The sequence below is a fragment of the Kitasatospora sp. CB02891 genome (assembly GCF_002803145.1).
Taxonomy (GTDB): domain Bacteria; phylum Actinomycetota; class Actinomycetes; order Streptomycetales; family Streptomycetaceae; genus Kitasatospora; species Kitasatospora griseola.
This window is the reverse complement of sequence record NZ_NNBO01000001.1, coordinates 895,017-908,492: the sequence shown is the minus strand read 5'-3', so window position 1 is coordinate 908,492 and position 13,476 is coordinate 895,017. Positions and strand designations below refer to the sequence as shown.

11 protein-coding genes and 1 riboswitch are annotated in these 13,476 nt (G+C 74.5%); of the genes, 8 read left to right on the top strand and 3 right to left on the bottom strand.

Features of this window, described 5'->3' with window-relative positions; translation table 11 throughout:
- The first annotated feature begins 206 nt into the window (after nucleotides 1-206).
- Complete coding sequence (locus tag CG736_RS04295; protein ID WP_100584752.1) at nucleotides 207-803, top strand: TetR/AcrR family transcriptional regulator; 597 nt, start codon at nucleotides 207-209, stop codon at nucleotides 801-803.
- A 63-nt stretch (nucleotides 804-866) separates the two neighbouring features.
- Here CG736_RS04295 and CG736_RS04290 read toward each other — a convergent pair whose 3' ends face one another.
- The gene (locus CG736_RS04290) at nucleotides 867-1,109 is read right to left on the bottom strand and encodes a hypothetical protein (protein ID WP_100584751.1); all 243 of its coding nucleotides are present in this window, start codon (nucleotides 1,107-1,109) and stop codon (nucleotides 867-869) included.
- Between the two features lie 169 nt (nucleotides 1,110-1,278).
- On the opposite strand from CG736_RS04290, the gene CG736_RS04285 reads away from it, so the two are divergent.
- From CG736_RS04285 to CG736_RS04275, 3 genes are all read left to right on the top strand, one after another.
- Nucleotides 1,279-1,797, top strand: a complete 519-nt coding sequence (locus CG736_RS04285) for a SigE family RNA polymerase sigma factor (protein WP_100584750.1) — start codon at nucleotides 1,279-1,281, stop codon at nucleotides 1,795-1,797.
- A 79-nt stretch (nucleotides 1,798-1,876) separates the two neighbouring features.
- Nucleotides 1,877-2,824, top strand: a complete 948-nt coding sequence (locus CG736_RS04280) for a hypothetical protein (RefSeq protein WP_100584749.1) — start codon at nucleotides 1,877-1,879, stop codon at nucleotides 2,822-2,824.
- 180 nt (nucleotides 2,825-3,004) lie between these two features.
- Nucleotides 3,005-5,170 carry a tetratricopeptide repeat protein gene (locus CG736_RS04275; RefSeq protein WP_100584748.1) on the top strand — a complete coding sequence of 722 codons (2,166 nt, stop codon included), beginning with the start codon at nucleotides 3,005-3,007 and terminating at the stop codon, nucleotides 5,168-5,170.
- Between the two features lie 33 nt (nucleotides 5,171-5,203).
- On the opposite strand, the gene CG736_RS04270 is transcribed toward CG736_RS04275, so the two are convergent.
- Nucleotides 5,204-6,847, bottom strand: a complete 1,644-nt coding sequence (locus tag CG736_RS04270; protein ID WP_100584747.1) for a translation initiation factor 2 — start codon at nucleotides 6,845-6,847, stop codon at nucleotides 5,204-5,206.
- Between the two features lie 161 nt (nucleotides 6,848-7,008).
- The gene (locus tag CG736_RS04265; protein WP_157815405.1) at nucleotides 7,009-8,877 is read right to left on the bottom strand and encodes an NAD(P)/FAD-dependent oxidoreductase; all 1,869 of its coding nucleotides are present in this window, start codon (nucleotides 8,875-8,877) and stop codon (nucleotides 7,009-7,011) included.
- Nucleotides 8,878-9,121: 244 nt separating this feature from the next.
- Here CG736_RS04265 and CG736_RS04260 point away from each other — a divergent pair, with 244 nt between their 5' ends.
- The 4 genes from CG736_RS04260 (at nucleotide 9,122) to CG736_RS04245 (ending at nucleotide 13,440) form a co-directional block, all read left to right on the top strand.
- Nucleotides 9,122-10,402, top strand: coding sequence for an MFS transporter (locus CG736_RS04260; RefSeq protein ID WP_100584745.1), 1,281 nt, complete (start codon nucleotides 9,122-9,124; stop codon nucleotides 10,400-10,402).
- Nucleotides 10,399-10,707 (top strand): sulfurtransferase TusA family protein, encoded by a 309-nt coding sequence (locus CG736_RS04255; RefSeq protein WP_100584744.1) that lies wholly within the window; start codon nucleotides 10,399-10,401, stop codon nucleotides 10,705-10,707. The genes CG736_RS04260 and CG736_RS04255 overlap by 4 nt, the downstream gene beginning before the upstream one ends.
- Nucleotides 10,708-10,796: 89 nt before the next feature.
- Nucleotides 10,797-10,941, top strand: a riboswitch (cobalamin riboswitch).
- Between the two features lie 67 nt (nucleotides 10,942-11,008).
- A complete protein-coding gene (locus tag CG736_RS04250) occupies nucleotides 11,009-11,455 on the top strand; it encodes an acyl-CoA thioesterase (protein ID WP_232733771.1) in 447 nt (148 codons plus the stop codon).
- 260 nt (nucleotides 11,456-11,715) lie between these two features.
- On the top strand, nucleotides 11,716-13,440 hold the full coding sequence (locus CG736_RS04245) for a putative Ig domain-containing protein (RefSeq protein ID WP_100584743.1): 1,725 nt from the start codon (nucleotides 11,716-11,718) through the stop codon (nucleotides 13,438-13,440).
- Nucleotides 13,441-13,476 lie beyond the last annotated feature (36 nt).

Sequence of the window (13,476 nt, the reverse complement as noted above, 5' to 3'; positions counted from 1 at the left end):
TACGCAAAGCGGTACGTCAGTACCGGGAAGCGTAGCGCAGTAGCGGCGGCAGTGGGGGCCCCGGAGACGGTGAACAGGGAAAAGTCCGGGAAAGGACGGAGAAAGCGAGCGCGCACGGGAAGCGCGGGGGAGTACGGGACGGGGCCCGGGGTACGTGGGGCGGCCGGATCGGCGGCTGCGGAGAGGCCGACTGTCATACTGGGCCGGTGATCGACAGCGCCGCCGCACCCCAGCCCAGCGGACGGGGCGCCGCCCGCCGCAGCGCCCTCTTCGAGGAACTCGTCGCACTCTTCACCGCCGAAGGGTTCGCCCAGTTCACGCTGGACGACCTCGCGGCCCGGCTGCACTGCTCGAAGCGGACCCTGTACGGACTGGCCGGCTCCAAGGAACAGCTGGTCCGGGCGGCCGTGGTGCACTTCTTCCGCGACGCCACCTCCCGGGTGGAGGCCGCGCTGGCCGCCGAGACCGACCCGGCCGCGAGGCTGGCCGCCTACCTGCGCGCCGTCTCCGCCGAACTCGCCCCCGGCTCGGCCCGGTTCTTCGACGACCTGGCGGCCTTCGACCCCGCCGCCGAGGTGTACGGCCGCAACACCCGCGCCGCCGCCCGGCAGATTCAACAGCTGATTGACGACGGGGTCGCGGAAGGCGCTTTCCGCGAGACCCACGTGGCGTTCGCGGCGGACGTGATCAGCTCGGTGATGGTCCGCATCCAGCAGCGCCAGGTCGCCGAGACCACCGGCCTGGCCGACGCCGAGGCGTACGGGCACCTGGCGGAGCTGCTGCTGCACGGCCTGCTGCGCTGAGCACCTGCTGAGGACCTGTTGAGAACCCGCTGAGGCTCCCGCGACGCCCGGCCTACCGCCCTGCTACGAGCCGGCGTCGACCTCGGCGACGGACGGCCCCGCCGGTTCGGCGTCGCAGACCGGGCACCGCCCGCCTTCCCGGACCTTGCCGCACTCCTCGCAGACCAGATTCAGCCAGCAGGCGGGCTCGCCGCCCTCGCGTCCGGTGCTCTCGATGTGCTCGCCGCTCTCGACGCGGTCGATGCGGGCGACGGGCTCGATGCGTCCGGCGCGTTCGGTGCGTCCGGCGCGTTCGACGGGATCCATGAGGTCCAGTGTGCCGCCGTCGCCGGGAGAGCGGGCGAACGGGAGGGCGGGAAGGGCCGGGCGGCCGCCCCTCCGTTACTCAATCTTGATCTTGGGCGGCGCGACGAACCGCCTCCGGTGCAGCGTCTATTCAGCACATTGACGAAACGATTCTCATCCGGGGGACCACATGACCGAGGGGCTCGACTTCGACGAGTTCGCGGCCAGTCGGACACGCCGCCTGTTCCACATCGCGTACCTGATGTGCGGGGACTGGCACCAGGCCCAGGATCTGGTGCAGACCACGCTGTCCAAGATGTACCCGGTCTGGGGCCGGCTGCGGCGGGGCGACGGGGAGGCGGGGGTCGACGCGTACGCCCGGAAGGTGCTGCTGCGCTGCTACCTGTCGCACCGTCGGCTGCGCCGCTCCACCGAGGTCGTCGTCGCCGAGTTCCCGGACGAGCCGATGGTCGGCGTCCGGGAGGGCAGTGCCGCCGCGCTGCGGATCACCCTGGTCGCGGCGCTGCGCCAACTGCCGCCCCGCAACCGGGCCGCAGTGGTGCTGCGCTACCTGGAGGACTACAGCCTGGAGGAGACGGCGGAGGCGATGGGCATCACCGTCAGCGCCGTGAAGAGCCTCAACTCCCGTTCGATGACCCGGCTGCGTGCCATCCTCGGTCCGGACCGCGCGCTGCTGCTCCAGGACTGACCGGCCGACCCGGCCGCGTCGCCCGCCCGACCTTCGCCACCTCGTGGCACCCACCCGCCAGTACGGAAGGCAACGAACATTGGACCTGGACCGGGAGCTCTCCCGGATGATGGAGAAGAGCGTCGAGGAGCTGTGCGTCCCGGTCGCCGTGATCGTCGCGGAGAGCAAGCGGCGAGGTCGTCGGCTCCAGCTGGTCCGGCGACTGCAGGGGGCAGGCGCCGCGCTCACCGTCGTCGCGGTGGTCGCGGCCGGTGCGAACGCCGCACTGTCCGGCACGACCGCGCGGACGCCCGTCGGCAGCACCGGCCCGGCCGGTGCGGGCGTCGCCTCGGCCACCGACCCGGCGGGCCTGTTCGGCCGTTCGTCCGGCCAGGGGGAGTCGAGTCCCGGGCCGGACCGCAGCCCCGCATTCGACGTGTCCGCGCCGCCCGCACCGGGCCGGCCGTCGGCCACCGGCACCCCGCTCTCCGGCGGCCTGCTGGCGTTCACGCCCGCCCAGGTGTCCAAGACGCTCGGTGCGCTGCTGCCCGCGGACCTGCAGTACCTCAAGGGCGCCGAGAACCACCCCGGTTCGCTCCCCGTCGGCACCATGGGCGTCCTCGTGCACTACGTCGACGGCACCGGCGAGGCGGCGAGCATCGAGGTGACGGTGCGTCACTCGAAGGCCGCCTTCCCGACGGACCGGAACGCGCCCGTCGACCCGAGCGCGCTGCCGTTCCAGTGCACGGAGACCGTGCTCGGCAACGGGGCCCGATCCGTCCAGGGCTGCCACTTCGGCTTCCTGCCGGACGGCACCGGAGAGATGGTGGAGTCCAACGACGCTCCGGTGCCCGGTCTGTACAGCCACCGGGTCAGCGTGTGGCGACCGGACGGCACCGTGCTGGAGTTCACCGAGTACAACGGGTTGCGCGACTACACCGGCGGGAAGTCGCTCAAGACCCGCACCGAGCCGCCGATCCCGCTCGCCGTCTGGCGCGAGGTCGCGGAGAGCCCGGACTGGCACTGGTTCGCCGTCCCCAAGTCCTGACGCCCGGCCCGAGTCCTGACGCCCGGCCCCGAGGGCCGGCACCTCGGCGCGCCGGCCGCCACCTCGGCCCGCCGGTCGGCATCCCGGCCCAAGGGCCGACACCCCGACACCCGGCACGCCCACCCGCCCGGGTCCCGCCGTCTCCCGGTCAGCGCCCCTGCCGGCGCGTAGGGTTGGCGGGTGACCGAACAGACGCGCAACGTGGTGGGCGACGACGCCCGGGTGGACACCGTGGTGCAGGCACAGCACGTCGGCACCGTGAACATCCACCAGGCGGCCGCCACCGCGCCCGCCCCGGCCTTCGAACTGCCGCCCGAGCGCGCCCACTTCGTCGACCGGACCGAGGAACAGCGACGCATCGCCGAGCTCCGCGGGCCGGCCGACGCCGGCGCGGGCACCCCGCAGGTGGTGGCGATCAGCGGCCTGGGCGGCATCGGCAAGACCGCCCTGTGCCTGCGGGTCGGCCACCGCCTCGCCGGCCGCTACCCGGACGGCGCGCACTACGTCGACCTGGACGAGTACCGGCGCGACGGCGCGGTCGACCCGGCCGCGGTACTCGCCGACCTGCTGTCCGGCCTGGGCGTCGAACGGGCCTGGCTGGGGCCGGACTTCCGCGCCCTGGCGCGCCAGTACTGGGCCCGGACGCGCGGCGGTCGTCGACTGCTGGTGGTCGACAACGCCCGCACCGGCGCCGAGGTCCAGCCGCTGCTGCCCGCCTCCGCGGCCAGCCTGGTGCTGGTCACCAGCCACGGCCCGCTGTACGACCTCGGCGACACCGCCCCGCTGGAGCTGACCCTCGCCCCGCTGAGCACCGACCACACCGCCGAACTGCTGCGCCGGCTGTTCGGCGAACAGCGCTGGGCCGCCGCCGACCCCGCCGCCGTGCGCACCCTCGCCACCGCGTGCGCCGGACTGCCCAAGGCGGCCGAGGTCGCCGGCGAACTCGCCCGCCGCCTCCCGCACCGCAGCCTCGCCGCCCTCGCCGAACGTCTCACCGCCGAACTCCACCAGCAGGGCAGCCGGCCGGTGGAGGCGGTCTGGGACGCCGCCTACGCCGAACTCGGCGACACCGCCGCGCAGTTGTACCGCGTCCTGCCCGAGTGCCCGGGCCCGTTCGCCACCGAGTACACCGCCGCCGCGCTGCTCGGCCACGGCCTGCCGGCCGCCGAGGACGCCCTCGCCGAACTCGTCACCGCCGGACTGCTCGACTACCGCGCCGACGGCTACCGCCAGCACGCCCTGGTCCGCGGCCACGCCGGCCGCCGGGCCCGACAGGCCGACCCCGACGGCGCCGAACGCGCCGAGGCCCGGCGCCGCGTCCTGCACTGGCTGCGCCGCCAGACCGCCCGCGCCGACCTGCTGATGGCCGGCCGCCGCCTCACCGTCGAACCCGAGGTCCCGCCGCTGCCGGACGTCCCCGACGCCGACCTCGGCACCGCCAAGTCCCAGGCGCTGCACTGGATGGAGGGGAACCGGCAGGCCCTGTACGGCGCGGTCGCGCTCGCCCACGACAGCGGCCGTGACCAGGACGCCGTGGCGCTCGCCGAATCGCTGTGGACGCACTTCCTCGACCACCCCCGGCACGCCGACGCCATCGACGCCTTCCGCGCCGCCGTGGCCGCCGCCGACCGCACCGAGAGCGTTCCGGCCCGGATCCGCACCCGCTGCCTGCTGGCCCGGCCGCTGTGGGAGACCGCCCGGTTCGAGGAGGCCGCCGCCGCTCTCGACCGGGCCGGGGCGCTGGCCGCACTGCTCGGCGACGAGTTCGACGACCGCCGTCTCGCCGCCTCCGCCATCGACTTCCGCGGCCAACTCGCCCTCGCCGAAGGCCAATGGGCCGCCGCGCATCACGACGCCGACACCGCCGGCGAGCACTTCACCGCCGCCCGCGCCGACTTCGACACGGCCCGGGCGATCCACCTGGCGATCGACAACGCGTACGGCGCGGCGCTGCAGACCTACCAGTCCGCCAAGGCCGCGGCCGCCGCCGACGACCCGACCGGGGCCGCGGAGCTGTTCGCCCAGGCGTACCGGGCGTTCGACGGCATGACCGGTCGCCTGCGGATGACCGCCCGGGCCCGCTCCGGCCTCGGCCAGGCCCTGCTCCGATCCGGCCGATACCCGGACGCCGAACCGCACTTGACCGCCGCCCTGGCCGACGCGGAGGCCCGCCGCTCCACCTTCGACGAGGCCCGCATCCGCACCGACCTCGCCACTCTCGCCGACCGCACCGGCCACCCCGACCAGGCCGCCCACCACCGCGCCAAGGCCGCCGAGCTGCGCGCCGCACACGGCGGCGTCCCCGACGAGTCCGCCCCGGAGGAGCCGCGCCCCGAGGAACGCTGACCGGTTGGCGACCCCAGCCCGGTCGGCGGCAGGTCACAGCTCCGCGTCGAGCTCCTCCGCCAGGGCCGGGCGGATCGTGAGGCGGGCGGTGAACGGGGCCAGCACGCAGTCGAGTTCGACGGGACGGTCGGGTGTCGGGGAGAGCGTCGGGCGGGTGCCGAGCCAGGCGTGGACGGCGGAGACGGCGGCGGACGGGTCGAGGTGGTGGATGCGGCCGGCGGAGCGGCCGGGGGCGAGCCGGACGGTGAGGGCGCCGCGTCGGCGGTGGCGCAGGACGATGCGGTCACCGGACAGCACGGCGGCAGCGGTGAGGCAGGCGGGGAGTTCGGCGAGGACGTGGGCGGTCCAGCCGGAGACCGTCCAGCGGCCGGAGCCCGGGCGTCGCCACAGGACGGCGGCGCTGCGCACCTGGGCCAGGCCGGCCACCGGATGCTCGGCGGACAGGTGGTGGATCGGCAGGTCGGTGGCGGCGGGGAACCGTTCCACCCGGACCCGCTGCCCGTCCACCTCGGCGCGCACCGCGAGCGCCGGCGCGGCGGACCGGGGCACCGAGGGTACAGGCAGCGGCTGGGCCGGCACGGCCCGCCGAGGGGGCGTCAGGTCGAGCAGCCGGTACAGCTCGGTGCGCAGCAGGCCGAGGGCCTGCCCGGGCCGGTCGAAGGCGTCGGCGGCGGGGCCGGGGGCGGCCGTGGACGGCGGGAGCCCGCGGACGGTCTCCAGGCCGGTGAAGCGCGGCGCGGCGGCCAGCAGTCGGGCCATCGGGGTGCCGGCGATCAACTCCCGGCTGCCGTCGTAGGCGTTCAGCACCGGGCGGCCGAGCGCGGCCGCGTACAGCGCGGTGGAGCCGTGGTCGGTGATCACCGCGTCGGCGGCGACCAGGACCGCCGCCCAGTCCTGGTGCGGGGAGGGCAGCAGCAGGCCGGCCCGCAGTTCGGGGCGGAACTGCTCGGCGAGGTCGAGGCGGCTGCGTTCACCGACCTCGTTGGGGTGGACCAGCAGCGCGACCCGGTACCGGTCCACCGGCAGGCCGAGCACCAACTCGCCCGGCAGGTCGGGTCGTTGGACGAGCAGGCTCTCCGGTCCCCAGGTGGAGAGCACCGCCAGCAGGGTCCGCTCGCCGAGGTCGAGCGCGGCCCGGTACGCCTCGCGACGGGGGCCGGACTCCAGCATCCGGTCCAGGGTGGGATCGCCGACGACGACCGCACGGGTGGCCGCCGGCGGGCAGAACTCGGCCAGCCGGGACAGCTGTTCGGCGTGGCCGAGGCCGTGCAGGTCGGCCCAGGGCGCGCCGTCGGAGAGCAGGAACGCCGGATCGAGGCCGCTCGGCAGCTCGGGCGAACCCTCGTCGTGCAGCGCCTTGTTGAAGCCCGCGCCGTGCGGCAGCAGGGCCCGGGCGCGGCCGGACAGGCTGGCCAGCGCGCCCTTGGGGCTGGTGGTGAGGATCAGGTCGAAGGGCCGGTCGGTGGCCTGCTCGAAGTCGATCACCCGGGCGCCGGAGCGGTCGAGCGCGGCCAGCGCCTCCAGGTCGAAGCGAGAGCCGGGCACCAGGGTGAACCAGCGGGAGATCCGGCCGTCGCCCTCGAACACCGGCAGGACGTCCAGCAGTCGGTGCAGCGCCACCGCCGAGCGGAACGCCAGCAGCACGGAGCGCCGCTGGTCCCCGCCGGTGTCGCGCATGCGCCGATGCTATCCGGGAGGCCGCCGCCCGCCCGCCGGGACACGGCGGCTGACGGGCAGTGGGAAACCGGAGAGGGCCGGTGCAGAGGGACGCTGATACGCCGGCCGCCGGTCCCCGGCCGACGGATCAGCGGGTACCGGCGGCGGGCGGTGCGAGGTGGTCAGGCCGTGTCGGCGACCTGGATGGCGGCCTCCGTGCCGGAGGCGATCGCGCCGGAGATCCACGCGTGGTATCGCGGCTGGCAGTGGTCGCCGGCGAAGAACAGCCGTCCGTTCACCGGCGTCGCCACGTGCGGGCCGAGGCTGAGCAGTTGGCCGGGCGTCTCGATGACGGCCTCGCCGAGCGCCCAGCGGTTGCGCAGCCAGGACTGCGAGACGTGCCGGTCGGTGACGTAGCGGCGGATCCGCTCGCCGTACAGGCCGGTCAGGTGCTCCAGGGCCTCGGTGTGGCGGTCGGCGGGGGTGAGGGCGTCGAAGCGCAGCGCGTCCTCCGCCCAGTTGTAGGCGGCCAGCACGACGCCGCCGGGCGCGCCGCCGTCGCTGGGGTGGGAGGGGAAGTAGACGAACCGGCTGGCCTCGTCGGAGACGCAGCCGCCGCCGACCGCGGCCACCGCGTCGCCGTGCGGGGCGGGCCGGTAGTCGCTGCCGAGCTTCTCGTGCCAGGTGGCCTCGTCCCACTCCCACCAGCGTTCGGTGAACTCCAGCAGCACCTTGTGCGCGGTGTCGTGCTTGAGCTCGTTGATCGCCCGGCGCTTGCCGTAGGGGAGCAGCGGCTCGAAGTCGACGTGCCGCAGCGCCGCGAACGGCACCGCCAGCACCACCATGTCGGCCCGGTACTCGCGGGCCTGGCCGCCGATCGCGCCGTCGCAGGCCTCGTCCTCCGGGCCGGTCTCCGGTTCGGCGGTGACCGTCACGCCGTCGCCGTCCGTGCGGACCCGGGTGACGACCTGGCCGCGCTCGATCGGCAGGTCGGCGGCCAGGGCCTCGGTGAGCGCGTCGGTGCCCGCGTTGAACTCGAAGTAGGTGACGGACGGGTTGATGTCGCCGGCGTCGAACACCGAGTGCAGGAAGCCGTAGGACAGTCGGCTGGTCAGGTTCTCCAGCGTGCCGACGGCCTGGACCTGGGCGTCGCTCCAGCCCTCGCCCTCCTGCAGGTAGCGCAGCAGCGAGTAGCCGTCCATGTCGTACAGCAGGTCCGCCATGCCGGTGACCCGGTCGGCGATCGGCTTGTCCGTCCAGCTGCCGTCGGGGTTCTTCGTCATGGTGTAGGCGCGGGCGGTGTCGAGCGCCTTGTCGAAGGCCGCGGCGGTGGTCTGGCCGCTGTCCCAGCCGAAACTCTTGTTGATCGGGCCCGGGGCGGCGTTGTAGTCGGCCTTGCTGACGGTCTGTCCGTTGACGTGCACGAAGCGGTTGCCGAGCCCCTTCGGCGCGACGTACACGGGGGCCTCGCCGCTGGCGAACTCCTCGCCCGTCCACGACTTGTAGACCACGCGGGAGTCGTGCGAGACCTGGTCCGGCACCGGCGGGAGGTCCACCAGGTCGAACGGGCGGCGCGGCACCTTCAGGTGGTCGGCGAGCGCGAGGGTCAGCACGTGGCTGGACGGGATGCGCATCGCGCCGGCCTCGGCGTGCAGCCGGGGGTCCTGCCAGACGTCGCCGCGGAAGGTCTTCACCCGGCCGCCGACCCGGCTGCGGTTGGCCTCCAGCACCCGCACCCTGTGCCCGGCCGCCTGCAGCAGCCGGGCGCACACCATGCCGGCCACGCCCGCGCCGACCACCACGACGTCGCGCGACTCGGTCTTCTTGAGACGCTGACGGCCCGTCAGCAGCTTGAGGTAGTCGAGCGTCAGGTCGTTGTGGTCGGCGTCGGTCAGCAGGATCCGGCGCGCCATGATCAGCGCCGCCGCCTTCCGTGCCGGGTCCGGCGGAGCCGCGCCCGCCGCACGAGAGGAGCCGGCCACCGGGCCGGCCAGGGTGGCGGCCGTCACCGCGCCGCCGGAGGCAAAGAGCAGTCCGCGTCGAGAGATCACCGGCCCAGCCTGGCAGCGCCGCACACCCCGAGATGTGCGCTCCGCCCATCGAGTCCCATTGATCACTCGCACGGGGGGCGCTCGCCGCACCCGCCGGCGCTACCGCTCCCGACACGTGCGCCCGGCGCTCGGTCGGCGGGCCCGGCAGGCCGGTCGGGGGCGGAATGGGGCGGTCGGGACGGGTTCCGTCGGGACAGCGGGCGGTTAAGGTATTCCACGAAACATTGGAGAATAGAGGAGAGCCGTGAAGTCCGAGACCAGCGCCGGCGTCGCCGCGCCGCCACCCGCCGAACTCGCTGCCGACCCCGCCGTTCAGCGGCACATCCTGGGCGTGCTGGTCACCTCCCAGATCCTCAGCGGCGCGGGGCTGGCCGCCGGGATCACCGTCGGGGCGCTGCTCGCCCAGGACATGCTGGGCAGCACCGGACTGGCCGGGCTGCCCAGTGCGCTGTTCACCGCCGGCAGCGCGCTCGCCGCGATCGTGGTGAGCCGAATATCCGCCGCCCGCGGCCGCCGCCCCGGACTGGCCGTCGGCTACGCCACCGGCGCCGTCGGCAGCGTCGGCGTGATCGCCGCCGCCGCGCTCGACAGCCCCGTCCTGCTGTTCCTCGCCCTGTTCGTCTACGGCGCCGGCACCGCCACCAACCTCCAGGCCCGCTACGCCGGGGCCGACCTCGCCGCCCCCGGCCACCGGGCCCGGGCGATCTCCACCGTGCTGGTCGCCACCACCCTCGGCGGCGTCCTCGGCCCCAACCTGGCCGCCCCCACCGGCGCCCTCGCGCACGCCGTCCACCTGCCGCGCCTCGCCGGACCGTTCCTGCTGGCCGGCCTGGCCTACGCCGCCGCCGCGGTCGTCCTCGCCACCCGGCTGCACCCCGACCCGCTGCTGCTCGCCCGCGCCGCCGCGGCCCCGACGGAGCAGGCCCCGGCCGACGACCCCGCGGCCGCCGCCGCGTCGACCGCCCGCACCCGCAACCGCGTCCTGCTCGGCGCCCAGGTGATGGTGGTCACCCAGGTGGTCATGGTCGGCGTGATGACCATGACGCCCGTCCACATGCACGACGCCGGACAGGGCACCGCCGCCTCCGGACTCGTCATCGCCCTGCACGTCGCCGCGATGTACCTGCCCTCCCCGCTCACCGGACGCCTGGTCGACCGGCACGGCCCGCTCGCCGTCGGCGCCGCCGCCGGACTCACCCTGCTCGTGGCCGGCCTGCTCGCCGCCGCCGCCCCCGCGCACTCCGTCCCGCTGCTCGCCCTCGCGCTCGTCCTGCTCGGCCTCGGCTGGAACTTCGGCCTGGTCTCCGGCACCGCGATCCTCACCGACGCCGTCCCGCTCGCCACCCGCGCCAAGACCCAGGGCGGCGTCGACGTCGCCATCGCCATCGCCGGCGCCACCGGCGGCCTCGCCTCCGGCGCCGTCGTCGACCTGGCGGGCTACCCCGTCCTCGCGCTCGGCGGCGGCCTGCTCGCCCTGCTGATCCTCCCCGCCCTCGCCACCGCGGCCGCCCGGGGCCGGCGATGACGAACCGTCAGGAACCCGCGATCACCTTCGACGGCCGCGGACTGCTCTGCGTCACCCTGCTGCTGCGCCTGCGCGCCGCCATCGCGGACGCCCCCGCCGGCACCCTGGTGCACGTCCGCGCCACCGACCCCGCCGCCCCGCTCGACCTCCCCGCCTGGTGCCACCTCACCGGCCACGACTACCTGGGCCCCGTCGCCGACGACACCGACGACACCGACGACGACGCCGACACCTACGCGCTGCGCCTGACCGCCGACCCGGCCCCGACCCGCGCCGACGCCCCGTGGCACCGCCCGGCGGGCTGACCGCCACCGCCGTCGGGAGCACCTCGAACGGGGATATAGGCTGGTCGGGCAGCGGTTCGCCCCCGTCCGAGCCAGGGCGGGCGCGTCGCAAGAGGGAACCTGGTGCGAGTCCAGGACTGCCTCGCAGCGGTGAGCGGGAACGACCGCCGTCACACGCACTGGGCCCGACCGGCCCGGGAAGCGACGGCCAGTAGACAGGCCCTCCACGGGAGATGCCCGCGAGTCCGAAGACCTGCCGCCGCCCGCAGCGCCCACCGGCGCCGCGGACCGTCCGAGCCGCAACTCGCGAAGGAGAGTTCCCGTGGCAGACCAGACCGTCGTAGCCGTGACGGCCGCCGCCAAGCCCGTCCAGGCGTCCCAGGTCACCCTCGCGCACATCATGAGCGAGCACGACACCAACCTCTACGGCACCATCCACGGCGGCGTGGTGATGAAGCTCATCGACGACGCCGCGGGCGCGGCCGCCGCCCGGCACGCCGAAGGCCCGGCCGTCACCGCCGCGGTGGACGGCATGGCCTTCCTGGCCCCCGTCCGGGCCGGCGACCTGCTCACCGCGCACGCCGAACTCGAACGGGCCGGCCGCACCTCGATGACCGTCCACGTCACCGTCACCGCCGAGCGCTGGAACGCCGCCGGCCCCGTCACCCAGGTCGCCACCGGCCGGCTCACCTTCGTCGCCATCGACGCCGAGAGCCGCCCGCGCCCCGTCCCGGCGCTGCTCGCCGCGGAGCCCGCCGAGATCGCCTGACGCCGCCTGACGCGCCGTCACCGCACTGGCGCGAGCGCCGTCACCTCCCGTGCCCGGAACGCCGTCCCCACCTGGCGTTCCGGGCACACGGCTGTCCCGATCGCCACGTGATCACTGTCACGCCGGGACGAACCGGGTGATTGCGGACAGCGTGAGATCGACATGTTCCGTTCAAGCTCCGATTACCCCACCATGGCAGCGTGTGCCCGCCTACGCGCGTAGCGCACCCCATGGTTCTCGTGGTCCAAGGAGATTGACAGATGATCAGAACGTGGAAGGCCGCCCGCCCGCTGGCCCTCGCCGCCGCCGCGCTGGTGGCCGCAGCGGGTGCGAGCGCCGTCCCGCAGCACGCCACCGCCGCCACCCCCAAGACCGCCGCCGCGGCCGCCGCCGCCACCCCGAAGCGGGTGCTGTTCGACAACACCAAGGCGGAGACCGCGGGCAACGCGGACTGGATCATCTCCACCAGCCAGCCCGACCCGCTGGCGCAGAACGCGAACCCGACCACCGAGACCAGCTGGACCGGCGCCCTCTCGGCCTGGGGCGTGGCCCTGCAGAAGACCGGCAACTACAGCCTGAAGACGCTGCCCGCCGGCAACACCATCACCTACGGCACCGGCGGCGCGCTCGACCTCGCCAACTTCGACGAGTTCGTGATCCCCGAGCCCAACATCCGCCTCAGCGCGGCCGAGAAGACCGCCGTGATGACGTTCGTCCAGAACGGCGGCGGCCTGTTCCTGATCTCCGACCACACCCAGAGCGACCGCAACAACGACGGCTGGGACTCCCCGGCCATCATCAACGACCTGCTGACCAGCAACGGCGTCAACAACAACGACCCGTTCGGGTTCTCCGTCGACCTGCTGAACATCACCACCGACAACCCGCGGGCGATCTCCTCCACCACCGACCCGGTGATCAACGGGCCGTTCGGCACCGTCACCGGCTCGATCATCCGCAACGGCACCACCTTCACCCTCAAGCCGGCCGACAACCCGAACGTCAAGGGCCTGGTCTACCGCACCGGTTACAGCGGCAACACCGGCGCGGCGTTCGCCACCTCCACCTTCGGCAAGGGCCGGGTGGCGATCTGGGGCGACTCCTCCCCGATCGACGACGGCACCGGCCAGAGCGGCAACACCCTGTACAACGGCTGGAACGACCCGGCCGGCACCGACGCCGCGCTCGCCCTCAACGCCACCGCGTGGCTCGCCCAGGGCAGCGGCTCCACCGGCAACACCGGCTCGGTCACCCTCACCAACCCGGGCGCCCGCACCGCGACCGTCGGCACCGCGACCAGCCTCCAGCTGTCCGCCACCGACACCGCCGGCGGCACCCTCGGCTACGCCGCCACCGGCCTGCCCGCCGGACTGACCGTCAACCCGGCCACCGGCCTGATCAGCGGCACGCCCACCACCGCCGGCACCTCCACGGTGACCGTCACCGCGACCGACTCCACCGGGCCGTCCGCCACCGCCACCTTCACCTGGACGGTCGCCGCGAGCGGCGGCACCACCTGCACCCCCGCCCAGCTGATCACCAACCCGGGCTTCGAGACCGGCTCCACCTCCGGCTGGACCGAGACCAACAGCGGCGGCGCCAGCACCATCAACAGCAGCACCAGTGAGCCCGCCCACAGCGGCACCTACGACGTCTGGCTCGACGGCTACGGCGCCACCAACACCGACACCCTCGCCCAGACCGTCACCCTGCCGACCGGCTGCTCCACCTACAACCTGAGCTTCTGGCTGCACATCGACAGCGCCTCCTCCACCACCACCGTCTTCGACACCCTCACCGTCGCGGCCAACGGCACCACCCTGGCCACCTACTCCAACGTCAACGCCGCCGCCGGCTACCAGCAGCGCACCTTCAACCTCGCCGCCTACGCCGGCCAGACCGTCACCCTGAAGTTCACCGGCGCCGAGGACTACACCAAGCAGACCTCCTTCGTCCTCGACGACATCACCCTCAACGTCTCCTGACCCCCCACCAGCCCCCCGGGCCGGCCCCACCCGGCC

Coding starts and splice junctions, on each gene's coding strand:
- CG736_RS04290 (WP_100584751.1), bottom strand. CDS start 1,109: ATGGATCCCGTCGAACGCGCCGGACGCACCGAACGCGCCGGACGCATC.
- CG736_RS04285 (WP_100584750.1), top strand. CDS start 1,279: ATGACCGAGGGGCTCGACTTCGACGAGTTCGCGGCCAGTCGGACACGC.
- CG736_RS04270 (WP_100584747.1), bottom strand. CDS start 6,847: ATGCGCGACACCGGCGGGGACCAGCGGCGCTCCGTGCTGCTGGCGTTC.
- CG736_RS04255 (WP_100584744.1), top strand. CDS start 10,399: ATGACGAACCGTCAGGAACCCGCGATCACCTTCGACGGCCGCGGACTG.
- CG736_RS04245 (WP_100584743.1), top strand. CDS start 11,716: ATGATCAGAACGTGGAAGGCCGCCCGCCCGCTGGCCCTCGCCGCCGCC.